This window comes from Streptomyces pratensis (assembly GCF_016804005.1).
Classification (GTDB): Bacteria; Actinomycetota; Actinomycetes; order Streptomycetales; family Streptomycetaceae; genus Streptomyces; species Streptomyces pratensis_A.
This window is the reverse complement of sequence record NZ_CP051486.1, coordinates 1,005,372-1,025,539: the sequence shown is the minus strand read 5'-3', so window position 1 is coordinate 1,025,539 and position 20,168 is coordinate 1,005,372. Positions and strand designations below refer to the sequence as shown.

At 70.7% G+C, this 20,168-nt stretch carries 20 protein-coding genes; 7 read left to right on the top strand and 13 right to left on the bottom strand.

Annotation, left to right across the window (positions count from 1 at the left end; all coding sequences use genetic code 11):
• Positions 1-127: 127 nt before the first annotated feature.
• Positions 128-1,081, bottom strand: a complete 954-nt coding sequence (locus tag HED23_RS04560) for a LysR family transcriptional regulator (RefSeq protein ID WP_203182131.1) — start codon at positions 1,079-1,081, stop codon at positions 128-130.
• Between the two features lie 62 nt (positions 1,082-1,143).
• On the opposite strand from HED23_RS04560, the gene HED23_RS04555 reads away from it, so the two are divergent.
• From HED23_RS04555 to HED23_RS04540, 4 genes are all read left to right on the top strand, one after another.
• Complete coding sequence (locus HED23_RS04555; RefSeq protein ID WP_203182130.1) at positions 1,144-2,451, top strand: MFS transporter; 1,308 nt, start codon at positions 1,144-1,146, stop codon at positions 2,449-2,451.
• Positions 2,452-2,549: 98 nt separating this feature from the next.
• The gene (locus tag HED23_RS04550; protein ID WP_203182129.1) at positions 2,550-3,257 is read left to right on the top strand and encodes a L,D-transpeptidase; all 708 of its coding nucleotides are present in this window, start codon (positions 2,550-2,552) and stop codon (positions 3,255-3,257) included.
• A 97-nt stretch (positions 3,258-3,354) separates the two neighbouring features.
• Positions 3,355-4,344: a sigma-70 family RNA polymerase sigma factor gene (locus tag HED23_RS04545; RefSeq protein ID WP_203182128.1), complete on the top strand. Its 990-nt coding sequence runs from the start codon at positions 3,355-3,357 to the stop codon at positions 4,342-4,344.
• Complete coding sequence (locus HED23_RS04540; RefSeq protein WP_238441843.1) at positions 4,341-4,658, top strand: hypothetical protein; 318 nt, start codon at positions 4,341-4,343, stop codon at positions 4,656-4,658. The genes HED23_RS04545 and HED23_RS04540 overlap by 4 nt, the downstream gene beginning before the upstream one ends.
• A 7-nt stretch (positions 4,659-4,665) precedes the next feature.
• On the opposite strand, the gene HED23_RS04535 is transcribed toward HED23_RS04540, so the two are convergent.
• The 10 genes from HED23_RS04535 to HED23_RS04490 form a co-directional block, all read right to left on the bottom strand.
• Entirely contained in the window at positions 4,666-5,010 is a 345-nt protein-coding gene (locus HED23_RS04535; RefSeq protein WP_203182127.1) for an STAS domain-containing protein, read from the bottom strand.
• A 21-nt stretch (positions 5,011-5,031) separates the two neighbouring features.
• On the bottom strand, positions 5,032-5,622 hold the full coding sequence (locus HED23_RS04530) for a Uma2 family endonuclease (RefSeq protein WP_203182126.1): 591 nt from the start codon (positions 5,620-5,622) through the stop codon (positions 5,032-5,034).
• A 113-nt stretch (positions 5,623-5,735) separates the two neighbouring features.
• Positions 5,736-7,013: a thymidine phosphorylase gene (locus HED23_RS04525; protein ID WP_145803804.1), complete on the bottom strand. Its 1,278-nt coding sequence runs from the start codon at positions 7,011-7,013 to the stop codon at positions 5,736-5,738.
• A gap of 137 nt (positions 7,014-7,150) precedes the next feature.
• Complete coding sequence (locus HED23_RS04520) at positions 7,151-7,552, bottom strand: cytidine deaminase (protein WP_203182125.1); 402 nt, start codon at positions 7,550-7,552, stop codon at positions 7,151-7,153.
• Positions 7,549-8,838: an ABC transporter permease gene (locus HED23_RS04515; protein WP_203182124.1), complete on the bottom strand. Its 1,290-nt coding sequence runs from the start codon at positions 8,836-8,838 to the stop codon at positions 7,549-7,551. Before HED23_RS04515 ends, HED23_RS04520 begins: the two co-directional genes overlap by 4 nt.
• Entirely contained in the window at positions 8,835-9,950 is a 1,116-nt protein-coding gene (locus tag HED23_RS04510) for an ABC transporter permease (RefSeq protein ID WP_203182123.1), read from the bottom strand. Before HED23_RS04510 ends, HED23_RS04515 begins: the two co-directional genes overlap by 4 nt.
• Positions 9,947-11,497 (bottom strand): ABC transporter ATP-binding protein, encoded by a 1,551-nt coding sequence (locus HED23_RS04505; protein ID WP_420803018.1) that lies wholly within the window; start codon positions 11,495-11,497, stop codon positions 9,947-9,949. The genes HED23_RS04510 and HED23_RS04505 overlap by 4 nt, the downstream gene beginning before the upstream one ends.
• Before the next feature lie 321 nt (positions 11,498-11,818).
• On the bottom strand, positions 11,819-12,859 hold the full coding sequence (locus HED23_RS04500; RefSeq protein WP_203182122.1) for a BMP family lipoprotein: 1,041 nt from the start codon (positions 12,857-12,859) through the stop codon (positions 11,819-11,821).
• 206 nt (positions 12,860-13,065) lie between these two features.
• A complete protein-coding gene (locus HED23_RS04495; RefSeq protein ID WP_203182121.1) occupies positions 13,066-14,280 on the bottom strand; it encodes an amidohydrolase in 1,215 nt (404 codons plus the stop codon).
• Between the two features lie 165 nt (positions 14,281-14,445).
• A complete protein-coding gene (locus HED23_RS04490) occupies positions 14,446-15,498 on the bottom strand; it encodes a MarR family transcriptional regulator (RefSeq protein ID WP_203182120.1) in 1,053 nt (350 codons plus the stop codon).
• A 425-nt stretch (positions 15,499-15,923) separates the two neighbouring features.
• Between HED23_RS04490 and HED23_RS04485 the strand changes: the two genes are divergently transcribed.
• Together HED23_RS04485 and HED23_RS04480 are read left to right on the top strand one after the other, a co-directional pair.
• A complete protein-coding gene (locus tag HED23_RS04485) occupies positions 15,924-16,676 on the top strand; it encodes a hypothetical protein (protein WP_203182119.1) in 753 nt (250 codons plus the stop codon).
• A 65-nt stretch (positions 16,677-16,741) separates the two neighbouring features.
• Positions 16,742-17,203, top strand: a complete 462-nt coding sequence (locus HED23_RS04480) for a hypothetical protein (RefSeq protein ID WP_203182118.1) — start codon at positions 16,742-16,744, stop codon at positions 17,201-17,203.
• A 110-nt stretch (positions 17,204-17,313) separates the two neighbouring features.
• On the opposite strand, the gene HED23_RS04475 is transcribed toward HED23_RS04480, so the two are convergent.
• Both HED23_RS04475 and HED23_RS04470 read right to left on the bottom strand, forming a co-directional pair.
• Entirely contained in the window at positions 17,314-17,910 is a 597-nt protein-coding gene (locus tag HED23_RS04475; RefSeq protein ID WP_203182117.1) for a hypothetical protein, read from the bottom strand.
• Positions 17,907-19,010 carry a M20 family metallopeptidase gene (locus HED23_RS04470; protein ID WP_203187355.1) on the bottom strand — a complete coding sequence of 368 codons (1,104 nt, stop codon included), beginning with the start codon at positions 19,008-19,010 and terminating at the stop codon, positions 17,907-17,909. The genes HED23_RS04475 and HED23_RS04470 overlap by 4 nt, the downstream gene beginning before the upstream one ends.
• A 220-nt stretch (positions 19,011-19,230) precedes the next feature.
• On the opposite strand from HED23_RS04470, the gene HED23_RS04465 reads away from it, so the two are divergent.
• Entirely contained in the window at positions 19,231-20,157 is a 927-nt protein-coding gene (locus tag HED23_RS04465) for a LysR family transcriptional regulator (protein ID WP_203182116.1), read from the top strand.
• Positions 20,158-20,168: the final 11 nt, after the last annotated feature.

The following is a 20,168-nucleotide window of genomic DNA, read 5'->3' as shown; positions in this document are numbered from 1 at the left end:
CGGCCCCGGTCCGGCGGCAAGCTCCGCACCACGGGCGGCGTAACGGCCCCGGTCCGGCGGCAGACTCCGCGCCACGGGCCGCGTACCGCCCTCGGTCCGGCGGCAGACTCCGCGCCACGGGCCGGCCTCAGTCCGGCAGCAGGCTCCCCCGGCGCGACAGCAGGAAGCGCTTGAACGCGGCCACAGGTGGCGTGTCGGGGTGGCCGTCCAGCCAGGCGACCCCGATCTCGCGGGCCGCCCGGGGCGCCGTCACCGTCAGCTCGACCACGCCGGGCCGGGCGACGGCGGGCGGCGGCAGCAGCGCCACCCCGAGCCCGGCCGCGACCAGACCACGCAGTGTCTCGGCCTCCTCGCCCTCGAACGCGACCCTCGGGGTGAAGCCGGCCTCGGCACAGAGGTCGTCCGTGATCCGCCGCAGCCCGTAGCCGGGTTCGAGCGTGACGAACGTTTCCTCGGCGGCCTCGGCAAGGCGGACGCGCCGGCGCCCCGCCAGCCGGTGGTCGTCGGGGACGACCAGGCGCAGCCGCTGCTCGTCCAGTCGCATGGCGACGAGGTCCGGGGCGTCGGGGACGGGCGAGGTGAGGCAGAGGTCCAGGCCGCCCGCCCGCAGGCGTTCGATCATGGCCTCGCCGTAGTTCTGGACGAGCTGGAAGCGGACCTTGGGGTGGTCGGCGCGGAAGGCGCGGATCAGGGCGGGCACGGTCTCGGAGCCCATGGTGTGCAGGAAGCCGAAGGCGACCTTCCCCGCCGTGGGGTCGGCGTCGGCGCGCACCGAGTCGGCGGCCTTCTCCACCTCCGCCAGCGCGCGTTCGGCGGAGCCGAGGAACGTGCGGCCCGCGGGGGTGAGCGAGACGGTGCGGCCCCGGCGGGCGAACAGGGCGACACCCAGGTCCTGTTCCAGCCTCACCATGGCCCGCGAAAGCGTCGACTGCGGGACGCCGAGCTCGTGCGCGGCACGGGTGACGTGCTCGTGGCGGGCCACCGCCTCGAAGTACGCGAGGCGTGGCGCGAGTACGGCTCGGATGTCTTCTTCGTAACTGCTCGGTGACAGTCGCGGCTGTGAGCTGTATTGATGCGCCATGGGAACGATTATGAGGGTTTCATGCATTGGACGCATGAAACTGCGCGGTCTACGTTCGCCGTATGCCTCCTGCCAGTACCGGGGCGTCCACCATCGTGCTGGGCGCCGCCGTTCCGTCATCCCCCGCCGCCGTCTCTCCGACCGTCCCGGACCGCCTCACGCCCGGCGGCCCCGGCTATCGCCGGATGAGCTTCGCGCTCTTCTCGGCGGGGATTGCGACCTTCGCGCTCCTCTACTCCACCCAGGCCCTGCTGCCCGCCGTCTCCGCGTCCTTCGGCGCGACGGCCGGCCAGGCGAGCTGGACGGTCTCCGCGGCGACCGGTGCGCTGGCCCTGTGCGTCCTGCCCCTCAGCGCGCTCTCCGAGCGCTTCGGGCGGCGCCAGATGATGACGGCCTCCCTGGCTGTGGCCGTGGTGATCGGACTCCTCGTCCCCTTCGCCCCCTCGCTCGGCTGGCTGATCGCACTGCGCGCGATCCAGGGCGCGGCACTGGCCGGACTGCCCGCCTCCGCGATGGCGTACCTGGCCGAGGAGGTGCGGCCGAAGGCCCTGGTGGCCGCGATCGGCCTGTTCGTGGCGGGCAACAGCATCGGCGGCATGAGCGGCCGTATCCTCGCGGGCTGGGTCGCCCAGCTCTGGGGCTGGCGGGTGGCGCTCGGCGCGATCGGGCTGCTCGCCGTGGCCTGCGCGGTGGTCTTCCACTTCCTGATCCCCAAGGCCCGGCACTTCAGCCCCGCCTCGCTCAACCCGAAGGCACTGGCGAAGACCGTCACCGGTCACCTCTCCAACCCGCTGCTGCGCCGGCTGTACGCGATCGGCGCCCTGTTCATGACGGTGTTCGGCGCGGTCTACACCGTGATCGGATACCGGCTCGTCGAGGAGCCCTTCGGCCTCCCGCAGGGCATCGTCGGCTCGATCTTCCTGGTCTACCTGGTCGGCACGGCCTCCTCCGCGGCGGCGGGCCGGCTGGTGGCACGGCTGGGCCGCCGGGGCGCGCTCTACCTCGCCGTCTCGACCACGGCCGCGGGTCTGCTGCTCTCGCTGGCCGACCAGCTGGCCGCCGTCCTGGCGGGCCTCGTCCTGATCACGGCGGGCTTCTTCGCCGGGCACGCGGTCGCCTCGTCCTCGGTGAGCCGTACGGCGACGTCGGGCCGCGCCCAGGCGTCGGCGCTCTACCAGTCCGCCTACTACCTGGGCTCCAGCGCGGGTGGCACGCTCGGCGCCGTCGCCTTCCACGCGGGGGGCTGGGCCGGCACGGTCGTGCTGGGCGTCCTGGCTGTCCTCGGCGTCCTGTCGATCACCCTGTTCGGAACCCGGGCCGCCCGGGTCGAGCGCCTCCGCGCCGCTTCCCCGGCACCGGTGCACAACTGAGACCTCCCCGGCACAACCGCTGCTCCCCCGAGCGCGTCCAACAAGCGGAGTCACACACCGCGGGCGAACGCGAAGGGGAGCAGGCGTACATGGGAATCATGGGGAACATACGCGACGTACGGGTGCGGCGCGGGGCCGTCCTGTCCGTCGCCGGTCTGGTGGCCGCTCCGGCCCTGGTCCTGGGCACGGGCACGGGCGCCCAGGCCGCGTCCTGCACGGCCTCGAAGGGCCCGTACCAGAAGCAGGCCGAGAAGTGGCTGGGCCGGACGGCCGACGGCAGGCAGTCGGCCGCCGACTGCAAGGCGATCCGTTCGTTCCAGGTCTCGAAGGGCATCACCCCGGCCATCGGGTACGCGGGGCCGGTCACCTGGCGCACGATGAAGACGATCACCGCGCAGAAGGCGGCGGGCAAGACCCCCAACAAGGCGAAGAAGTGCCCCACGAACAAGGGGCGCATCGCCTGCGTGGACCTCACCAGGCAGCTGAGCTGGATCCAGGACGGCGCCAAGCTGAAGTTCGGCCCCGTGCCGGTGCGCACCGGCCGCAACGGCGACGAGACCCGGACCGGCTCCAAGAAGATCTACTGGCGCAACATCGACCACTGGTCGACGCTCTACGACGTCCGCATGCCTTACGCCCAGTTCTTCGACGGTGGTCAGGCGTTCCACTCCGTCACCAAGTCCATGTACAACAACCCGGGCTCGGCGGGCTGCGTCAACATGCGCCCGGCGGACGCGAAGTCATACTGGAACCTGCTGAAGAACGGCGACGACGTCTACGTCTACGGACGCAAGCCCGGCACCTGAGCAGCGGTTTCCACGCTTCCGGCCCCGGTTGTCAGTGCCCTGCGGTAGCTTCCACAGTGCTGAGTGAGCGGTGTCACAGCGCAACAGGGGTGGAGCGATGAGTGATCTGACGGCGACGGCTGACATCGACAGCCGTCTGGAGGGACACCGGGTCGAGCTGACCGGTTACTGCTACCGGATGCTCGGCTCGGCCTTCGAGGCGGAGGACGCGGTCCAGGACACGCTGGTGCGTGCCTGGCGCAACTTCGACAAGTTCGAGGGCCGGTCCTCGCTGCGCTCCTGGCTGTACCGCATCGCGACGAACGTCTGCCTCGACATGCTGAACGCGGGCAACAAGCGCGCCAGGCCGGTGGATCTGACCGGACCGACACCGCTGGCCCAGGCGGCGCTGAATCCTCTCCCGGAGAACACCTGGCTGGAGCCGATGCCGGACGGCCGCATCCTGCCTTCGGTGGCGGACCCGGCGGAGGCCGCCGTGGCGCGGGAGTCGGTGCGCCTGGCGTTCGTGGCGGCCCTCCAGCACCTGCCGCCCAAGCAGCGTGCGGTGCTGATCCTGCGCGAGGTCCTGGCGTGGAGGGCGAGCGAGGTCGCCGAGCTGCTCGACACCACGGTGGCCTCGGTGAACAGCGCCCTGCAGCGGGCCAGGGCCACCCTGGCGGACACGGACAGCACCGCACCGGACACCGCGAACCCCCTGGACGAGGAGCAGCGCAAGCTCCTGGACCGCTATGTCGCGGCCTTCGAGGGGTACGACATGGCTGCCCTGACAGCACTGCTCCACGAGGACGCGGTGATGACCATGCCGCCGTTCGACCTCTGGCTCCAGGGGCACGACGACATCACCGGTTTCATGCTCAGCATCGGTGCGAGCTGTGCGGGTTCCCGGCTGGTGGCGACCGAGGCCAACGGAACCCCGGCGTTCGCCCACTACAAGCCGAATCCGGACGGGCCGGGCTTCGTGCCGTGGGCGGTCCAGGTCATCGACATCTCGGACGGCGCCATCACGGGGATGCACTGCTTCCTGGACACCCCGCGCTGGTTCCCGCTGTTCGGGCTTCCGGACCACCTGGAGGACGACGCCGCGTGAGTGTGGGACGTCGTATGGCGGTCGGCTGGGTCCTGCTGGCCGCAGGTGGCTGGGCGGCGACGCTGTGGCTGGGCGAGCCGTCCGCCACGGCTGGTCCGGGTCCCTCGGCCACGTCCGGCGTGACGGGCGACAACCCCGAGCCGGGGCCGCAGCCGGAGGGTGGCTCGTGCGCGACCCCGACGGCCGCTCCGACGCCCTCGTCCAGCGCCGATCCGTCGCTGTTCGCCAAGGTTCCGGGCGAATACCGGGCCGGCCATGTGCAGGGTGTCTACTGCGTCCACATCACGGCACGCGACAGCGCCAGGGCCCGCTGAGCGCCGGTCACTCCGGGGTCGGCCGGATGTTCGGCACCACGTCTGTGAGTCCCACCAGGCCCAGCAGCGCCCCGAGTTCGGCCGGGACGTTGCGCAGCCGCAGTTCGACACCTCCGGCTCTGCGTGCGACGAGCCCCAGCCGGGCGATGGCCTCGACCAGGGCCAGATCGGGGCGCACGACCCCGCCCACGTCGCAGTCCACCACGGCGGCCTCGGAGGTACCGCTCAGCAGCGCCTCCAGCTCTGCACAGAGGCCCGGCACATCGGCGCGGGTGATCCGGCCGGTGAGGACGAGGGCGTTCGGGGTCATGGCATCCACACCAGGGAGACCGGCCGGATGCCCGAAACTCATCGGCGCCCGCGCACCTGTGACTCAGCCGACTGGGAATGCCCCGGTGTCCAGGTCCAGCTTGAACGGCTCGGGGAGCGTCAGCGTCTCGCCGTACTCGACCGCTTCCAGGACCCGGTAGGTGCCGTCGCCCGGCTCCCCGTACAGGGTCGCGGTCGGGCGGCCTGTGTGCCACGGGTCGAGCAGGAGGAACAGCTCTACACCGGCCCTCGCATACCCGTGGGCCTTGCCGATGCGGTCGTGGTTGGCGTTGGCCGGTGAGGTGATCTCGACGACGAGCCGGACCTCCTCCGCCGGCACGCGGTTGCCGGGCCCTGACGCGACCGCGCGCGGCAGGACGACGAGATCGGGGATGTACAGCCCGGCCCGTCCGGGCACGGAGACGCCGAGCGTCTGGTAGATCCCCCAGTCCTCCGGGATGACGGTGTAGAGCCGGCGCTGGAGAAGCTCCGCAGTGGTGTTGTGGTCCTTGGACGGCGGTGGCGACACGGTGACGATCCCCTCGATGATCTCCACCTTGCAGCCCTCGGGTGCGTCCGTCTCCTCCCAGATCCGGACGAGGTCGTCCCAGTCCTGGCCGTGGCCCGGTCCGGGATCGACGGTGAGTGCGCTCATGGCGGTCTCCTCTTATCGGTGCGTCACCTAGGTCCTTCGGCCCGACTCCAGCATGCCGAACGGGACCGGTGGTGGTCCACCGGTCCCGTTCACCCGAAAGGGAAAGCCGCAGGTCAGGCGATACGTTCCCGCACTACCGGCGTGGCGGTGAAGGGGGTGCCGGCCGGGGCGATGTCGTACGAGCCGGGCAGTGCCTTCAGCGCGTACTCGAACTTCTCGGGGGTGTCCGTGTGCAGGGTGAGCAGCGGCTGTCCCTCGGTCACCGTGTCGCCGGGCTTGGCGTGCAGCTCGATGCCCGCGCCGGCCTGCACCGGGTCCTCCTTGCGCGCGCGGCCCGCGCCGAGGCGCCAGGCGGCGACGCCGACGTCGTAGGCGTCGAGGCGGGTGAGGACGCCCGAGGAGGGGGCGCTGATCACGTGCTGCTCGCGGGCGACGGGGAGTTCGGCGTCCGGGTCGCCTCCCTGCGCGGAGATCATGCGGCGCCAGACGTCCATGGCGGAGCCGTCGGCCAGGGCCTTCTCCGGGTCGGCGTCCTTGAGGCCGGCGGCGTCGAGCATCTCGCGGGCGAGCGCCAGGGTCAGGTCGATGACGTCCTTCGGGCCTCCGCCGGCGAGGACCTCGACGGACTCGCGCACCTCCAGGGCGTTGCCGGCGGTCAGACCGAGCGGGGTCGCCATGTCGGTGAGCAGGGCGACGGTCCGTACGCCGCTGTCGGTGCCCAGCGCGACCATGGTGGAGGCCAGTTCGCGGGCGTCCTCGATGGTCTTCATGAAGGCGCCGGAGCCGACCTTGACGTCCAGGACGAGCGCGCCGGTGCCCTCGGCGATCTTCTTGGACATGATCGAGCTGGCGATCAGCGGGATCGCCTCGACGGTGCCGGTGACGTCGCGCAGCGCGTACAGCTTCTTGTCGGCGGGGGCGAGCCCGTCGCCCGCCGCGCAGATCACCGCGCCGGTGGTGTCCAGGACGTCCAGCATCTCCGCGTTGGAGAGGTGGGCGCGCCAGCCCGGGATGGACTCCAGCTTGTCGAGGGTGCCGCCGGTGTGGCCGAGGCCCCGGCCGCTGAGCTGCGGAACGGCGGCTCCGCAGGCCGCCACCAGCGGGGCGAGGGGCAGGGTGATCTTGTCGCCGACGCCGCCGGTGGAGTGCTTGTCCGTGGTGGGGCGGGAGAGCGCGCCGAAGTCCATCCGCTCACCGGAGGCGATCATCGCCGCGGTCCAGCGGGCGATCTCGGTGCGGTTCATGCCGTTGAGCAGGATCGCCATGGCCAGCGCGGACATCTGCTCGTCGGCGACCTCGCCGCGCGTGTACGCGTCGATGACCCAGTCGATCTGCTCGGGGCTGAGCTCGCCCCGGTCCCGCTTGGTGCGGATGACGGAGATGGCGTCCATGGGAGGGGAGTCCTTCCGGCCGGAGGGGTAGGCGAGAGTCCCGTTGACTCTACGCGCATAGAGAGAAAAGGTTCCGCCGCGCCGTTCCCGGGCAGGCCGGTGGGGCCCGCCCGGGAACGGCGCGGCGGCGGGGACGACTACCCCAGGTGCTGCGGCCCGAAGGCCTGCGGCAGCATCTCGTCGAGCGTACGCAGACCCTGCGGGGTCTCCAGTACGAGCTCGGGCCCGCCGAACTCGTACAGCAGTTGCCGGCACCGCCCGCACGGCACGAGCACCGCGCCCGTGCCGTCCACGCAGGTGAAGTGGGTCAGCCGACCGCCGCCCGTGGCGGCCAGCTGCGAGACCAGCCCGCACTCGGCGCACAGGCCGATGCCGTACGAGGCGTTCTCGACGTTGCATCCGGTGATCATGCGGCCGTCGTCGACGAGGGCCGCCGCCCCGACCGGGTAGCCCGAATACGGGGCGTACGCCCGGGACATGGCGTCCCGGGCGGCCTCGCGCAGCGCGTCCCAGTCGACGGGTGACGCGCTGTCCGTCACTTCCCCTGCCCCTTCCGGTAGCGCATGCCGTCCGCCTTCGGCATGCGCAGGCGCTGCGCGGAGAGCGAGAGCACGAGCAGGGTGACGACGTACGGGGTCGCGCTGACGAACTCGGTCGGCACCGTGTCGGTGGCGAGGTACCAGACCAGCACCGCCGCGGCGATGACCGCGCTGACGACACCGGGCACGAAGCGCTTGCGGTAGAGCTTCCAGACCGCGAGCACCGCCAGCATCACGACGAGCAGCAGGAGCAGCGCGTGGACGGACTCACCGCCGTTGCGCAGCTGGAGCGCGTCGGCGAAGCCGAACAGACCGGCGCCCATGGCGAGTCCGCCGGGCCGCCAGTTGCCGAAGATCATCGCCGCGAGACCGATGTACCCACGGCCACCGGTCTGGCCCTCGTTGTAGATGTGCGAGGTGACCAGGGAGAGGAAGGCGCCGCCGAGACCGGCCAGCCCTCCCGAGATGATCACGGCGATGTACTTGTAGCGGTAGACGTTGACGCCCAGGGACTCGGCGGCGACGGGGTTCTCACCGCAGGAGCGGAGCCGCAGGCCGAACGAGGTCTTCCACAGGACGAAGAACGTGCCCACGAACAGCGCCGCGGCCACCAGGGTCAGCAGCGAGACATGGGTGACGAGTCCGCCGAGGATGCCCGCGAAGTCGGAGACGAAGAACCAGTGGTGCTTCTCGACCGAGTGCAGCCAGTCCGACAGACCGGGCACCGTGACCGTGGTGATGCTGTCGGCCGGCGGCGACTGCTTGGGACTGCCGCCCGCCTCCGCCGCTTCCCCGGTGTTGAACCAGAGCTTGGCGAAGTACGTCGTGAAACCGAGGGCCAGGATGTTGATGGCGATACCGGAGATGATGTGGTCGACGCCGAAGGTGACGGTCGCGAACGCGTGCAGCAGACCGCCGAGCATGCCGCCCACGACACCGGCCAGGACGCCGATCCAGGGGTCGGTCTGCCAGCCGGCCCAGGCACCGAAGAAGGTGCCGAGGATCATCATGCCTTCGAGGCCGATGTTGACCACACCGGCCCGCTCGGCCCACAGACCGCCGAGACCGGCGAGTCCGATCGGCACGGCCATGGCGAGGGCCGCGCTGATCTGGCCGGCCGAGGTGACGTCCTGGGCTCCGGTGACGGCCCGGACGGCGGACAGCGCGAGCAGGGCACCCGCGATGATCAGCAGGACGACGGGGAAACTGAGACGGGTGCGGCCGCCCTTGCCGCCGGAGACCTCGGGGGCCGCGGGCGGCGGGGTGGAAGTCGCCGTGGCGCTCACGCCGACACCTCCTGCTGGTCGGAGTTACGTGCGGCCTTGGCGGCGAGTTCCGCGCCGACCCTGCTCTGCTGACGCTTGAGGCCGTAGCGGCGGACGACCTCGTAGGCGATGACGACGCACAGGACGATGACGCCCTGGATGACGCCGACGATCTCCTTGTCGTAGCCCTCGAATTCGAGCTTGCCCGTGCCGCGCTCCAGGAAGCCCCAGAGCAGCGCGCCGAGCGCGATGCCGACGGGGTGGTTGCGGCCGAGGAGCGCGATGGCGATTCCGGTGAAGCCGATGCCCACCGGGAAGTCGCCGCTGTACTCGTAGCTGTCGTTGAGCAGCGTCGGCATACCGATCAGGCCGGCCATGGCACCGGAGATCAGCATGGAGGTGACGACCATCTTCTTGACGTCGACACCGCTGGCCTCGGCGGCCGAACCGGACTGTCCGACCGTACGGAGATCGAAGCCGAACCGGGTGCGGCCGAGCGTGAACCAGTAGGCGAATCCGGCGACGACGGCGACGACGATGAAGCCCCAGACGGGAGTCGGCGTGGTCGGGAACTCGAAGAAGTGCGAGGACTCGGGGATCGGCGTGGTCGAGACCTTCGTACCCGCCTCGTCCAGGTGGCCCAGGCGGCCCTGCTGGAGGAGGTAGCCGATGATCGCCGTCGCGATCGAGTTCAGCATGATCGTCGAGACGACCTCGCTCACTCCGCGGGTGACCTTCAGGACGCCGGCGATACCGGCCCACATCGCGCCGACGATCATCGCGGTGAGGATGATCATCGGGATCTGGAGTGCGCCCGGCAGGGTCAGAGCGCCGCCGAGTGCGGCGGCGAAGAACGCGGCCAGGCGGTACTGGCCGTCGACACCGATGTTGAAGAGGTTCATACGGAAGCCGATGGCGACCGCGAGACCTGCGAGGTAGTAGGTCGTCCCCTTGTTGAGGATGTAGACCTGGCTGTCCGACTTCAGTCCGTAGTCGAACATGATGCCGAAGGCGCTGAACGGTTCCTTGCCCGTGGCGGCGAGCACCAGGGCGGTGACCAGGAACGCGACCACGATGGCGAGCAGCGGGGCGGCGATCCCCAGGAGCAGCCGCTCCTTGTCGAACTTCTTCATCGGTCCTCTCCCCCGTCCCGGGGGTCGGTCTCGGAGCTGTCGGCCCCGGCGTCGTCGCTGCCGGTCGCGCCCGGTGCCTCCAGGTGGCCCGCGGCCGCGCCGGTCATCGCCGAGCCGAGCTCCTCGGGGGTCACGGTCGCCGGGTCGGCGTCGGCCACGAGCCTGCCGCGGTACATGACGCGCAGTGTGTCGGAGAGCCCGATGAGCTCGTCGAGGTCGGCGGAGATCAGCAGGACCGCGAGGCCCTCGTGGCGCGCTTCGCGGATCTGGTCCCAGATCTGCGCCTGCGCACCGACGTCCACGCCCCGGGTGGGGTGCGCGGCGATCAGCAGCTTGGGGTTGTGGCTCATCTCGCGGCCGACGATCAGCTTCTGCTGGTTGCCGCCGGAGAGCGAGGCCGCGGTGACCTCGATGCCGGGGGTCCGGACGTCGTACTCGCGCACGATCCGCTCGGTGTCGGCACGCGCCGCCTTGAGGTCGAGGAAGGCGCCCTTGCTGTTGGGCTTCTCCGTGACGTGGCCCAGCATGCGGTTCTCCCAGAGCGGCGCGTCCAGGAGGAGGCCGTGCCGGTGCCGGTCCTCGGGGATGACGGCCATGCCGTCCTCACGGCGCTTGCGGGTGGCCACGCGTGAGATGTCCGCGCCGTCGAGGGTGAGCGCCCCGGTGTCGAGCGTGCGCATGCCCATGATGGCGTCGACCAGTTCGGACTGGCCGTTGCCCTCGACGCCCGCGATGCCCAGGACTTCGCCCTTGTGGATCGTGAAGGTGATGCCGTCGAGCACCGCGCGCACCACCCCGTCGGGGTCGGTGGCCGTCAGCCGCAGGTCTTCGACCGCCAGCATCGGGATGTCGGTGACGGTCGACTCCCGGGTCTCCGGCGAGGGGAGTTCGCTGCCCACCATCAGCTCCGCGAGCTGCTTGCTGGTGGTGTTCGCCGGGTCGGCGGTACCCACCGTCGTACCGCGCCGGATCACGGTGATCTCGTCCGCGACCGACAGCACCTCGCCCAGCTTGTGGGAGATGAAGATGACGGTGAGGCCCTCGGCCTTCAGCTCACGCAGGTTGTCGAAGAGAGCGTCGACCTCCTGCGGCACCAGGACAGCTGTCGGCTCGTCGAGGATCAGGGTGCGGGCGCCGCGGTAGAGGACCTTGAGGATCTCCACCCGCTGGCGGTCGGCGACCCCGAGGTCCTCGACGACGGCGTCGGGGCGGATGCCGAGGCCGTACGCGTCGGAGATCTCCTTGATCTTCGCCCGCGCCCTGTCCCCGATGCCGTGGAGCTTCTCGGAGCCGAGAACGACGTTCTCGAGGACCGTGAGGTAGTCGGCGAGCATGAAGTGCTGGTGCACCATGCCGATACCGCGGTTGATGGCATCGCCCGGGCTGCCGAACGAGACCTGTTCGCCATCGACGGAGATGGTGCCCTCGTCCGGCTTCTGCATCCCGTAAAGGATCTTCATCAGGGTGGACTTGCCGGCGCCGTTCTCACCGACGAGGGCATGGACGGTGCCGCGGCTCACCGTGATGTCGATGTCGTGGTTGGCCACGACGCCGGGGAATCGTTTGGTGATGCCGCGGAGCTCTACGGCATGGGGACTGCTGGACGCTTTGATGGCGCACTCTCCTTGGCAGGAGCGGAGGGCGGGCGATGTACGGACACAGCGCGGGGACCGGTGGCGAAAAATACCGTGCCCGGCGGACACTACGCGCGTAGCGCCGCCGAATCGTTGGCCACCCGTTGACGGGTGGCGAACCATGGGCACGATACCGACACGTGCCGAGGGGTCTTCGACCCGGAGGTACACGTGAATCGGGGTCCGCAGGCGCGGCGGAAACCGCGCCTGCGGACCCCGAGTTCAGCGGGCGGATCAGGTCGTGGTCTTGACCTTGATCGTGCCGTCGACGATCTTCTTCTTCGCCTCGTCGATCTTGGCCTGCACGTCCGTGAAGTGGTCACCCGTGGTGGTCAGGCTGACACCGTCCTCGGCCAGCGAGTAGGTCTGCGTGCCGGTCATCGGCTTGCCGTCCTTGACGGACTTCACCAGGTCGTAGACACCGCTGTCGACGTTCTTCACGACCGACGTCATGATCGTGTCGGCGTACTTCGACAGGGCCGGGTCCTTGGCCTGGTCGGAGTCGACGCCGATGGACCAGGCGCCCTTCTTGCCGGCCACGGCCTCGATCGCACCGGCACCGGAACCGCCCGCCGCCGCGAAGATCACGTCGGCGCCCTTGTCCAGCATGCCCTTGGCGGCGGCCTCACCCTTGTCGGGGCTGCCGAAACCGGACAGGTCCGAACCGGTGGACAGGTACTGGATCTGTACCTTGGCCTTCGGGTTCGTCTCCGTGACGCCCTGCTGGAATCCGGCCGCGAACTTCTTGATCAGCGGGAGGTCGACGCCGCCGATGAAGCCGACCTGACCGTCCTTGGACTTCAGCGCCGCCGCGACACCGGCGAGGTACGAGCCCTGCTCCTCGGTGAAGACGATGGACGACACGTTCTTGGCGTCCGAAACCGAGTCGATCAGGCCGAACGTGGTGTCGGGGTGGGACTTCGCCACCTTGGCGATGGCGTCCGAGTAGGCGAACCCGACGCCGATCACCGGGTTGTAGCCACCCTCGGCCAGCGACGCCAGGCGCTGCTCGCGGTCCGCGGGGGTCTCGCCGCTCTTGGCGGTGAGCTCCTTGGTCTCGGCGTCGAAGTCGGCCTTGGCCTTGTCCAGACCACGCGCGGCGGAGTCGTTGAACGAGTTGTCGCCACGGCCGCCGACGTCGTAGGCCATGCCGATCTTCATCTGGTCGGAGTCGGAACCGGTGCTCTCGGTGGACGATTCACCGCACGCGGTAGCGGTGAAGGCGAGAGCCGCGGAGACGGTACACGCAGCAGCGATCTTGGATACGCGGCGCAAGGGAAGGCTCCTTCAAACCTGACCGAAGCGCCTCTTCCGGCGCTGGTTTCGCCGCGATCGTAACGCGCGTAGATGTCAGATAAGGACCCCTACGGAAGCCGTTATCGGATCGTCGCGAACAGGAGGTGTCCTGTCCGGTTACGAGCCGTTACCAGCACGGAACATGGTGTGTTCCGTACGGCGATCACCTCCCGGGACGGCCGAGGTCAGACGTCCAGCAACGCGGCGGCGGTGAACAGCTCCACCCCCACCGTGATCGCCTCCTCGTCCACGTCGAAGTCGCCCCTGTGCAGGTCCAGACCACGGGTGTCGCCCGGCGCGCGCACGCCGAGCCGCGCCATGGCACCCGGGATCTTCTCCAGGTACCAGGAGAAGTCCTCGCCGCCCAGACTCTGTTCGGTGTCCTCGATCGCATACGATCCGCGGCGGATGGTCATCGCGGCGTCGAGGAGACCGATCGTCTCGGCCTCGTTCACCACGGGCGGCACCCCACGGACGTAGTCGATCACCGTCTTCGCCCGGTACATTCCGGCCACCTCGTCGATCGCCTCGTGCACCAGGTCGGGCGCCTGCCGCCAGCTCTCCAGGTCGAGGCAGCGCACCGTCCCGGACAGCTCGGCGTGCTGGGGGATGACATTGGGCGCGTGGCCCGTCTGGAGCCGTCCCCAGGTGACCGCGAGGCCGGCCCGCGCGTCGACCCGCCGGGCGAGCAGCGCGGGTACGTCGGTAGCCACCCGGGCGGCGGCGGTGACCATGTCGGTGGTGAGGTGCGGCCGGGCCGTGTGGCCACCGGCACCGTCGAGGGAGACCTCCAGGCGGTCGCAGGCGGAGGTGATCGGCCCGATCCGGAGTCCGACCTTGCCCACGTCCACCTTGGGGTCGCAGTGCACCCCGATGATCCGTCCCACGCCTTCCAGCACCCCGGCCGCGACCGCGTCGGCGGCACCGCCGGGCAGCACCTCCTCGGCGGGCTGGAACAGCAGCCGCACCGGACGGGGCAGCAGCCCCTGCCGGTCCAGCTCGCTCAGCACGAGTCCCGCCCCCAGGACGCAGCTCGTGTGGACGTCGTGCCCGCAGGCGTGCGCCCGGTCGGGCACGGTGGACCGGTAGGAGACCCCGGCCTTGGTGTCCGGGATCGGCAGTGCGTCGATGTCGCCGCGCAGCGCCAGCATCGGCGTCACGCCGTCCCACTCCCCCACGTCACAGACCAGTCCCGTGCCGCCGGGCAGCACCTGCGGCTCCAGCCCGGCCTTCTCGAGCCGGGCCTTGATGGCGGCGGTGGTACGGAACTCCTGGTTGCCGAGCTCGGGGTGCATGTGCAGATCACGGCGGAAGGCGATGAGCTCGGCACGCAGGTCGTCGGGCAGGGTGCCGGGCAGGACGGCCTCGGCGTGGGGCGCACGGGACTTCAACTGGTTCACCCAGTCAAGGGTAGGCCCCCGGTACCCACAACTGGCCACAGATCAACAAAAGTTCAGCCGCTTAGAGGAACAAAAGACGGCCCTGCGGCGTGTGACGGCCGGGCCCGGTGGGTAAACTCGCCCATTTTCCACCGCGATGGGAGGCGCGAGTCAGGCGCCCCTCCCTCAGGGGAGCCTGAGCAACTCACGGAGCGTACCGACGTACGCCTTCACATCGCGTTCGGCGGGAGACGCGGGCGTGGGAACCGTAATCGACCCAGGTGCCGTGGCCTCAGTGGGTGCCGTGGTCGCCGCGGGTGGTGCCAGGGTCTCCGTGGCTGTCGGGCCAGGGGTCCGGCAGGAGCGGCAGAGCCCGTCCGGGAGCGCCTCGGGGCGGCCGGGTGCGCCGCACTCCGTGCATTCGACCATCGGGCGCGGTACGGGTGCACGGGGAGCTTCGGGCGCGGGCGCGACAGGCATCTCGGGCGGGATCTTGTCGCGGAGCCGCCGCCTGACGAAGCCGACCGGGGAGTCGACGGCGGCGGGGAGCCCGGCGGCGAGGGTCTGGACCATGTACTCCGTCCCCACGCCCCGAGCGAGCCAGGCCGCGGCCAGGTCCTCCAGGGCGGCGCAGTCGGCGGCGGAGAGGGCGAGACGGGCGTCGGCCCGGCCGAGACGGGCGAGCACGAGGTACGCGGGCGAGGCGCCGGAGGCCCCGGCGGGCGCGGGGCCCGGCTCCTGGGTGCGCTGCTGCGGCACCGGTGGCGGGGCGGGGGCTACGGGGGCTACGGGAGGAGCGGGGACCGGGGCGGATCCGGAGGTGCCCTCGCACCCCGCCGCGCCGGTGAGGAACGCGGTCCACCACTCGTTGTCACGGGCCGTACGGGACCAGTAGGTGCGGGTGATCCAGCGGACCTGGCCTCCGCCCGCCTCGGCGGGCATCCGCACGTGGCGCAGGTGTCCGGCCACCCCCAGGGCCCTCAGGGCACTGCCGACGGCCATCTGTCCGTACAGCGGCAAGCTCCTGGCCAGCGACTTGATGTCCATGGCCGCGCCGTCGGGCAGGTGGTCCACGTAACCGGCGACGTACCGCTCCCGCTCCGGCAGCAGGGCGAAGTCGTCGGGCCGGGCGGGGCGCTGGTCCGGGGCGGAGCGCTTGCCGTAGCCGGGGTTGGCCCTCGCGTACGGGCGGGAGGGTGCGGGTGCGCACAGGGCGGAGCTAGGGTGCTTGACAGCCACGGGATCGTCCTAGGGTGCGATCTTGCGGTGAGACCCCGGCCTGGTGCGACCAACACCGCGTCGGGGTCGTTCAGTTCTGCGCACCGTAAGCAGCCGCGACTCAGCGCCGCAAGTCGGTCACGATTAGTCATACTTGCTGGCCGTGACGGGTTCGGGAGGGCGGGAAGGTTTTTCCCCCACCCTTCTTTTACCACTCGGATGACTGCACGTCTCGACTCCCGGCCCTCGGAACCCGGCCCTCGGATCCCGAAGCTCAAGCGTCGGGCCCGCACTCCGCGACCATCCCTCGGACGAGTGAACCGGCGGTTCCGGAGCCCGAGTGCCGAGCTTCGGGACCCGAGCCTCGGGACCGGCTTCGTCACAGACCGTCGACACGCTCAAGCCTTCGGGTCTGCACGGCCGTTGCGTTCGAATACTGTGCACGGATGTCACACGAGCGTACGCACGCCGGATACCGGACGGGCGGCCTGTGGGCCGTGGCAGGCGTCGCCTTCGGCGCGCTGGCCGTATGCCTGTTCCTCGCCCTGTTCGGGATGCTGGAGTTCGACGAGCGGTGCATGCACGGGCTGGTGTCGGGCCCGGGCCGGCTCCAGGAGGTGCGGTACCAGGCGTTCCCACCGGCCACCGTCTGCGAGTTCCGGGGCGGGGACGTAATGTCCGTCGGGGGCCGGGAAGTGCTCGGCACGCTGCTCTGGGTCAGCCTGCTGGTCGTGGTCGCCTGCGTGTTCGTGGCCCTGCTCGCGGAGTGTCTCGATCCGCGGCCCGGCGGCCGTCTGGTGGCCCCGATGTCCAGGACCGAGAAGGTCCGCCGTACGGGAACGGCGTTCGCCGTCACCGGTTCCGTGTTCCTCCTGCTGTACGCGCTGGCCGGATGGCGGCTGCTCGCGGGGCCGTCCGAGGCCTGCTCGGCGGGCGGGGGCTGGACCACCTATGCACCCAGGACGCTGGAGTACAACTTCTTCCCGCCCCAGGCGACCTGTCAGTACGCCAGCGGCCTCACAGAGCCGCTGAACTACGGCTGGCTGTCGTCGCTGACCGCGCAGTCGGCCGCTCCGGCGCTCCTGGCCGGAGTCGGTTTCGCCCTCGCCTTGCGGCGTAGGCGCGCGGAGTCGCGGGCGGTGCGGCACGGGACCGGCCCGGCGGTCTCCCCGGAGCCCGACCGGGAGAACACGCACTGACCGCGACCCCGTTCGTCCAGATCCCCACGACCGCGCACGCATCGACGACAGAGGCGGCAGAACCGTTGACCAGTGGTGCTCTCAGTGATCCGTCCACCCTCCTCCACCGGTTCGACCGGACCTTCCGCGTCTGGCGGTACGGCGTGGGCCACTCCCACCTGTTGCTCCGTTCCCGCAAGGACGGCGTGGAGGACAGCCGGCTGGACCTCCACTTCGAAGCGGTCGACTCCATGCAGCTCGTGACCCGCTACGAAGGGCTCGAACTCCACACCGTCGACGACTCCGAGTTCTCACGTGTCTACGAGGAGTCCGGCGTCCCGCAGAAGTGGCGGGAGACGCGTCTCGTGGTCCGCCTGAGATCCCGCAGCGGCACGGGCTACGTGCAGTGCGGGCGCGTCATCGCCGACCGGCACCAGGACGACGAGGGCGTGTCGGCGATCCGTGACGTGGTCTGGAGCCTGCGCCCATCCGGCCTTCGCACCCTTGGTGCGCCTGTCGGCGATCCCGGCCCCCACCGGCCGGGATGAGGGACCTCGGAGCATGCCCCCCGCACTTGCCGGAAGCGCAGGCCGGAGCTCGACAGGTATCCGGCCGTCGGTCTCTCAGCCACTTCCTGCGAGACCGGCATGTGCCAGGACTAAGGGTGTGCCCACGGGTCCGATGACGGCTCAAGGCCGAAGGCGTCGCGGAGCCGTGCCTCGGCCGCCTTGAGGCTCTTGATCCCTTCGTCGAACGTGTGCCACCCGCGCCACGCCTGCCCGGCCTCCGCGGGCGACTGGAACAGGCTGTTCTCCGGCGCCGAGTCCAGAAGCTCCCCCGCGCCGTCGTCGAGCTGTTCGACGGCGAGCGACCAGGCCGTCCGGGCCTCGGGGTCGGGGATGGAACCGAACAGGCGGGCGGTGTCGAGCGCGCTCATGAGATCTTCGAAGTCGAGTACCACGAGGGCCAGTTGCTCATCGGGGCGACCGGCTTGGACCTCTGCGGCTTCGTTGATCAAGCTGACCATCGCTGTCTCGCCTCCGTACTCGTACCAGTGGGTGACGCCTTCGGCGATCTCGGCGGCCGTGCTCGGTGTGGGCGAGGGGGTCGGCGACGGAGTGGGAGTGGGAGTCGGTCGCACGGTCTGCGTGACGCCGGGCGGGGCCGGCTCGGATGCGGCTCCCGCGCAGCCGGCGAGCAGCACGGCGGAGACGACGACGAGCAGCGGTACACGGAGGCGTTCGGAGCCGTTCATCGCGGGGTCCTGCTGATCAGTCCGGCGAGCAGTCGGGCCCTGGGAACCATCTCAGCGACCTCCACGTACTCGTCGTCCGCGTGGGCACCTCCGCCCACCGCTCCCAGCCCGTCGAGCGTCGGACAGCCCACGGCGGCGGTGAAGTTGCCGTCCGAGACGCCGCCGACGGTGACACCCCGGAGAGGAGGCCCTCCCAGTTCCAGAGCGATCCGGGAGGCGAGGGCGAAGAGTTCGGCCGAGGCCCCCGCCTCCATGGGCGGGCGTCCGCCGATGCCCCGCACCTCCAGCCGGGCCCCGGGCGTGCGGGGCGAGAGCCCCCGCATGAGCGCGTCCACATCGTCCTGTGCGGCGAAGGTGGGTACGCGTACGTCCACGGCTATCCGCGCCAGCGCCGGCACCGTGTTGGGCGTACTGCCGGCCGACAGGAGTGTGGGCGTGACTGTCAGGCCGGTGCCGGTGGCGCCCGTCCCGGCACCCCCTGTCACCGCCGCTCCGATTCCGTCGATGGCCAGCACCTGGTGGGCCGCCTCGACCGCCGCGTTGACCCCCTGCTCAGGGTTCGTCCCCGCATGCGCGGCCCGCCCGTGCACGGTCACCTCGTACCGCGAGCTCCCCTTACGCGCGGTTTTCAGGGCACCGCCCTCGTCACCGGACGCCTCCAGCACGAACGCCGCCGCACTCCCGCGCGCCGCCTCCTCGATCAGCTCGCGCGAGGTCGGGGAGCCGACCTCCTCGTCGCCGTTGACCAGCACACACACCCCGTTCAGGGAGCGGAGGGAGGCCAGCGCGTGGAACATCTGGACCAGCCCGGCCTTCATGTCGAGCACGCCTGGCCCCCGCGCCACCCCTCCGGCCACCGACCACGGACGGGCTTCCAGCGAGCCCACCGGCCACACCGTGTCGTGGTGCCCCAGCAGCAGCACCCGCGGTGTGCCGAAGGCCCAGCGCAGATGGGTCACCCCGTCTATCACGATGGTCTCGGGCCCGGCCCCCAGCAGCCTCGCCCCCATCGCCCCGACCGCCCGGGCGCTCCGCGCGAGCGCGGCATGATCGGCCGAGAAGGACTCGCAGCGCACCAGCGCCTCCAGATCGGCGAGCATCGTCGGCAACGCGCATACCGGGCCCGTATCGGATCGTCTTCGTAACATCGCGGTTCCCTCTCGGACGGCATGGGGGAACAGGCCCCCCGGGGAGTGATCGGACGGCCCGTGCACGGCCGCCCCGAACGACGCTAGGACGAGGCGATACATTCCACCAGCGACTACATTGCATGGGAGCCATGCGCCGGAGGAATGGATCGAGCGGGAGGGGACATGGCCTGTGTTCGAGATCGATGCGCTGCGGCTGCTGGTGACGGTGGCCGGGACGGGGTCGTTCACCAAGGCGGCGGCCCGCCTGAGCTACACGCAGTCAGCGGTTTCCCGACGCATCGCGACGCTGGAGCAGGAAGCAGGCGGGCCACTCTTCGAGAGGCTGCCGAGGGGTGTACGGCTGAACCCGGCGGGCCGCGCCCTGCACCGCCACGCCGTGGACGTTCTCGACCGCCTGTCACGTGCCGAGCAGGAACTGGCCGTGCTGCACACGGGAGACGGTGGGCTGCTGCACGTAGGGGCGTTCTCCACCGCCAACATCTCGTTGGTGCCCGCCGCCCTGCGCGCGTTCCGGCAGGCCCGGCCTGCTGTCGAAGTCATCGCGGTCGAGGGCCGCAGCGACACTCTGACGGCGCGGCTCGCCGACGGGGCGCTGGACCTGGCCGTCGTCAGCGACTATCCGTCCGGGCTGCCTTCCGCCGACGGTGTCACCACGGCGCCGCTGTGCGAGGACGAGCTGCTGGTCGCCCTCCCCTGTGATCACCGTCTGGCCGACGCCGACGTGATCGATCTGGGCGAACTGCGTGACGAGGCCTGGCTGCAACACGCGTACGGGGACCGCCCGACGATGCTCGCCGACGCCTGCGCGCGGGCAGGCTTCGCTCCGAGGAAGATCATCAGGATCGCGGAGTGGACGGGGAAGTTCGGTTATGTGGCGGCGGGGCTCGGAGTCGCGCTGATCCCCTCACTGGCCGCCTGGGCGGTGCCGGACGGACTGGTGCTGGTCCGGCTCACCGACCCCGCGCTGCGCCGGACCGTTCACATAGCGCTGCCCGCCGAACCGCTGCCGGCGGCGCTGACGTTGGGCGATCTGCTCCTGGACGGCAGCCGTCCACGGCCGACGACACCTGCCGACCGGGGTACCGGCGCCGCATGAGGGACGCCCGC

What these genes read in the sequence shown, in the direction of transcription:
- HED23_RS04560 (WP_203182131.1), bottom strand. Translation starts at nt 1,081, where the DNA reads ATGGCGCATCAATACAGCTCACAGCCGCGACTGTCACCGAGCAGTTAC.
- HED23_RS04555 (WP_203182130.1), top strand. Translation starts at nt 1,144, where the DNA reads ATGCCTCCTGCCAGTACCGGGGCGTCCACCATCGTGCTGGGCGCCGCC.
- HED23_RS04550 (WP_203182129.1), top strand. Translation starts at nt 2,550, where the DNA reads ATGGGGAACATACGCGACGTACGGGTGCGGCGCGGGGCCGTCCTGTCC.
- HED23_RS04545 (WP_203182128.1), top strand. Translation starts at nt 3,355, where the DNA reads ATGAGTGATCTGACGGCGACGGCTGACATCGACAGCCGTCTGGAGGGA.
- HED23_RS04535 (WP_203182127.1), bottom strand. Translation starts at nt 5,010, where the DNA reads ATGAGTTTCGGGCATCCGGCCGGTCTCCCTGGTGTGGATGCCATGACC.
- HED23_RS04530 (WP_203182126.1), bottom strand. Translation starts at nt 5,622, where the DNA reads ATGAGCGCACTCACCGTCGATCCCGGACCGGGCCACGGCCAGGACTGG.
- HED23_RS04525 (WP_145803804.1), bottom strand. Translation starts at nt 7,013, where the DNA reads ATGGACGCCATCTCCGTCATCCGCACCAAGCGGGACCGGGGCGAGCTC.
- HED23_RS04510 (WP_203182123.1), bottom strand. Translation starts at nt 9,950, where the DNA reads ATGAAGAAGTTCGACAAGGAGCGGCTGCTCCTGGGGATCGCCGCCCCG.
- HED23_RS04485 (WP_203182119.1), top strand. Translation starts at nt 15,924, where the DNA reads ATGTCACACGAGCGTACGCACGCCGGATACCGGACGGGCGGCCTGTGG.
- HED23_RS04475 (WP_203182117.1), bottom strand. Translation starts at nt 17,910, where the DNA reads ATGAACGGCTCCGAACGCCTCCGTGTACCGCTGCTCGTCGTCGTCTCC.
- HED23_RS04470 (WP_203187355.1), bottom strand. Translation starts at nt 19,010, where the DNA reads ATGCTCGCCGATCTGGAGGCGCTGGTGCGCTGCGAGTCCTTCTCGGCC.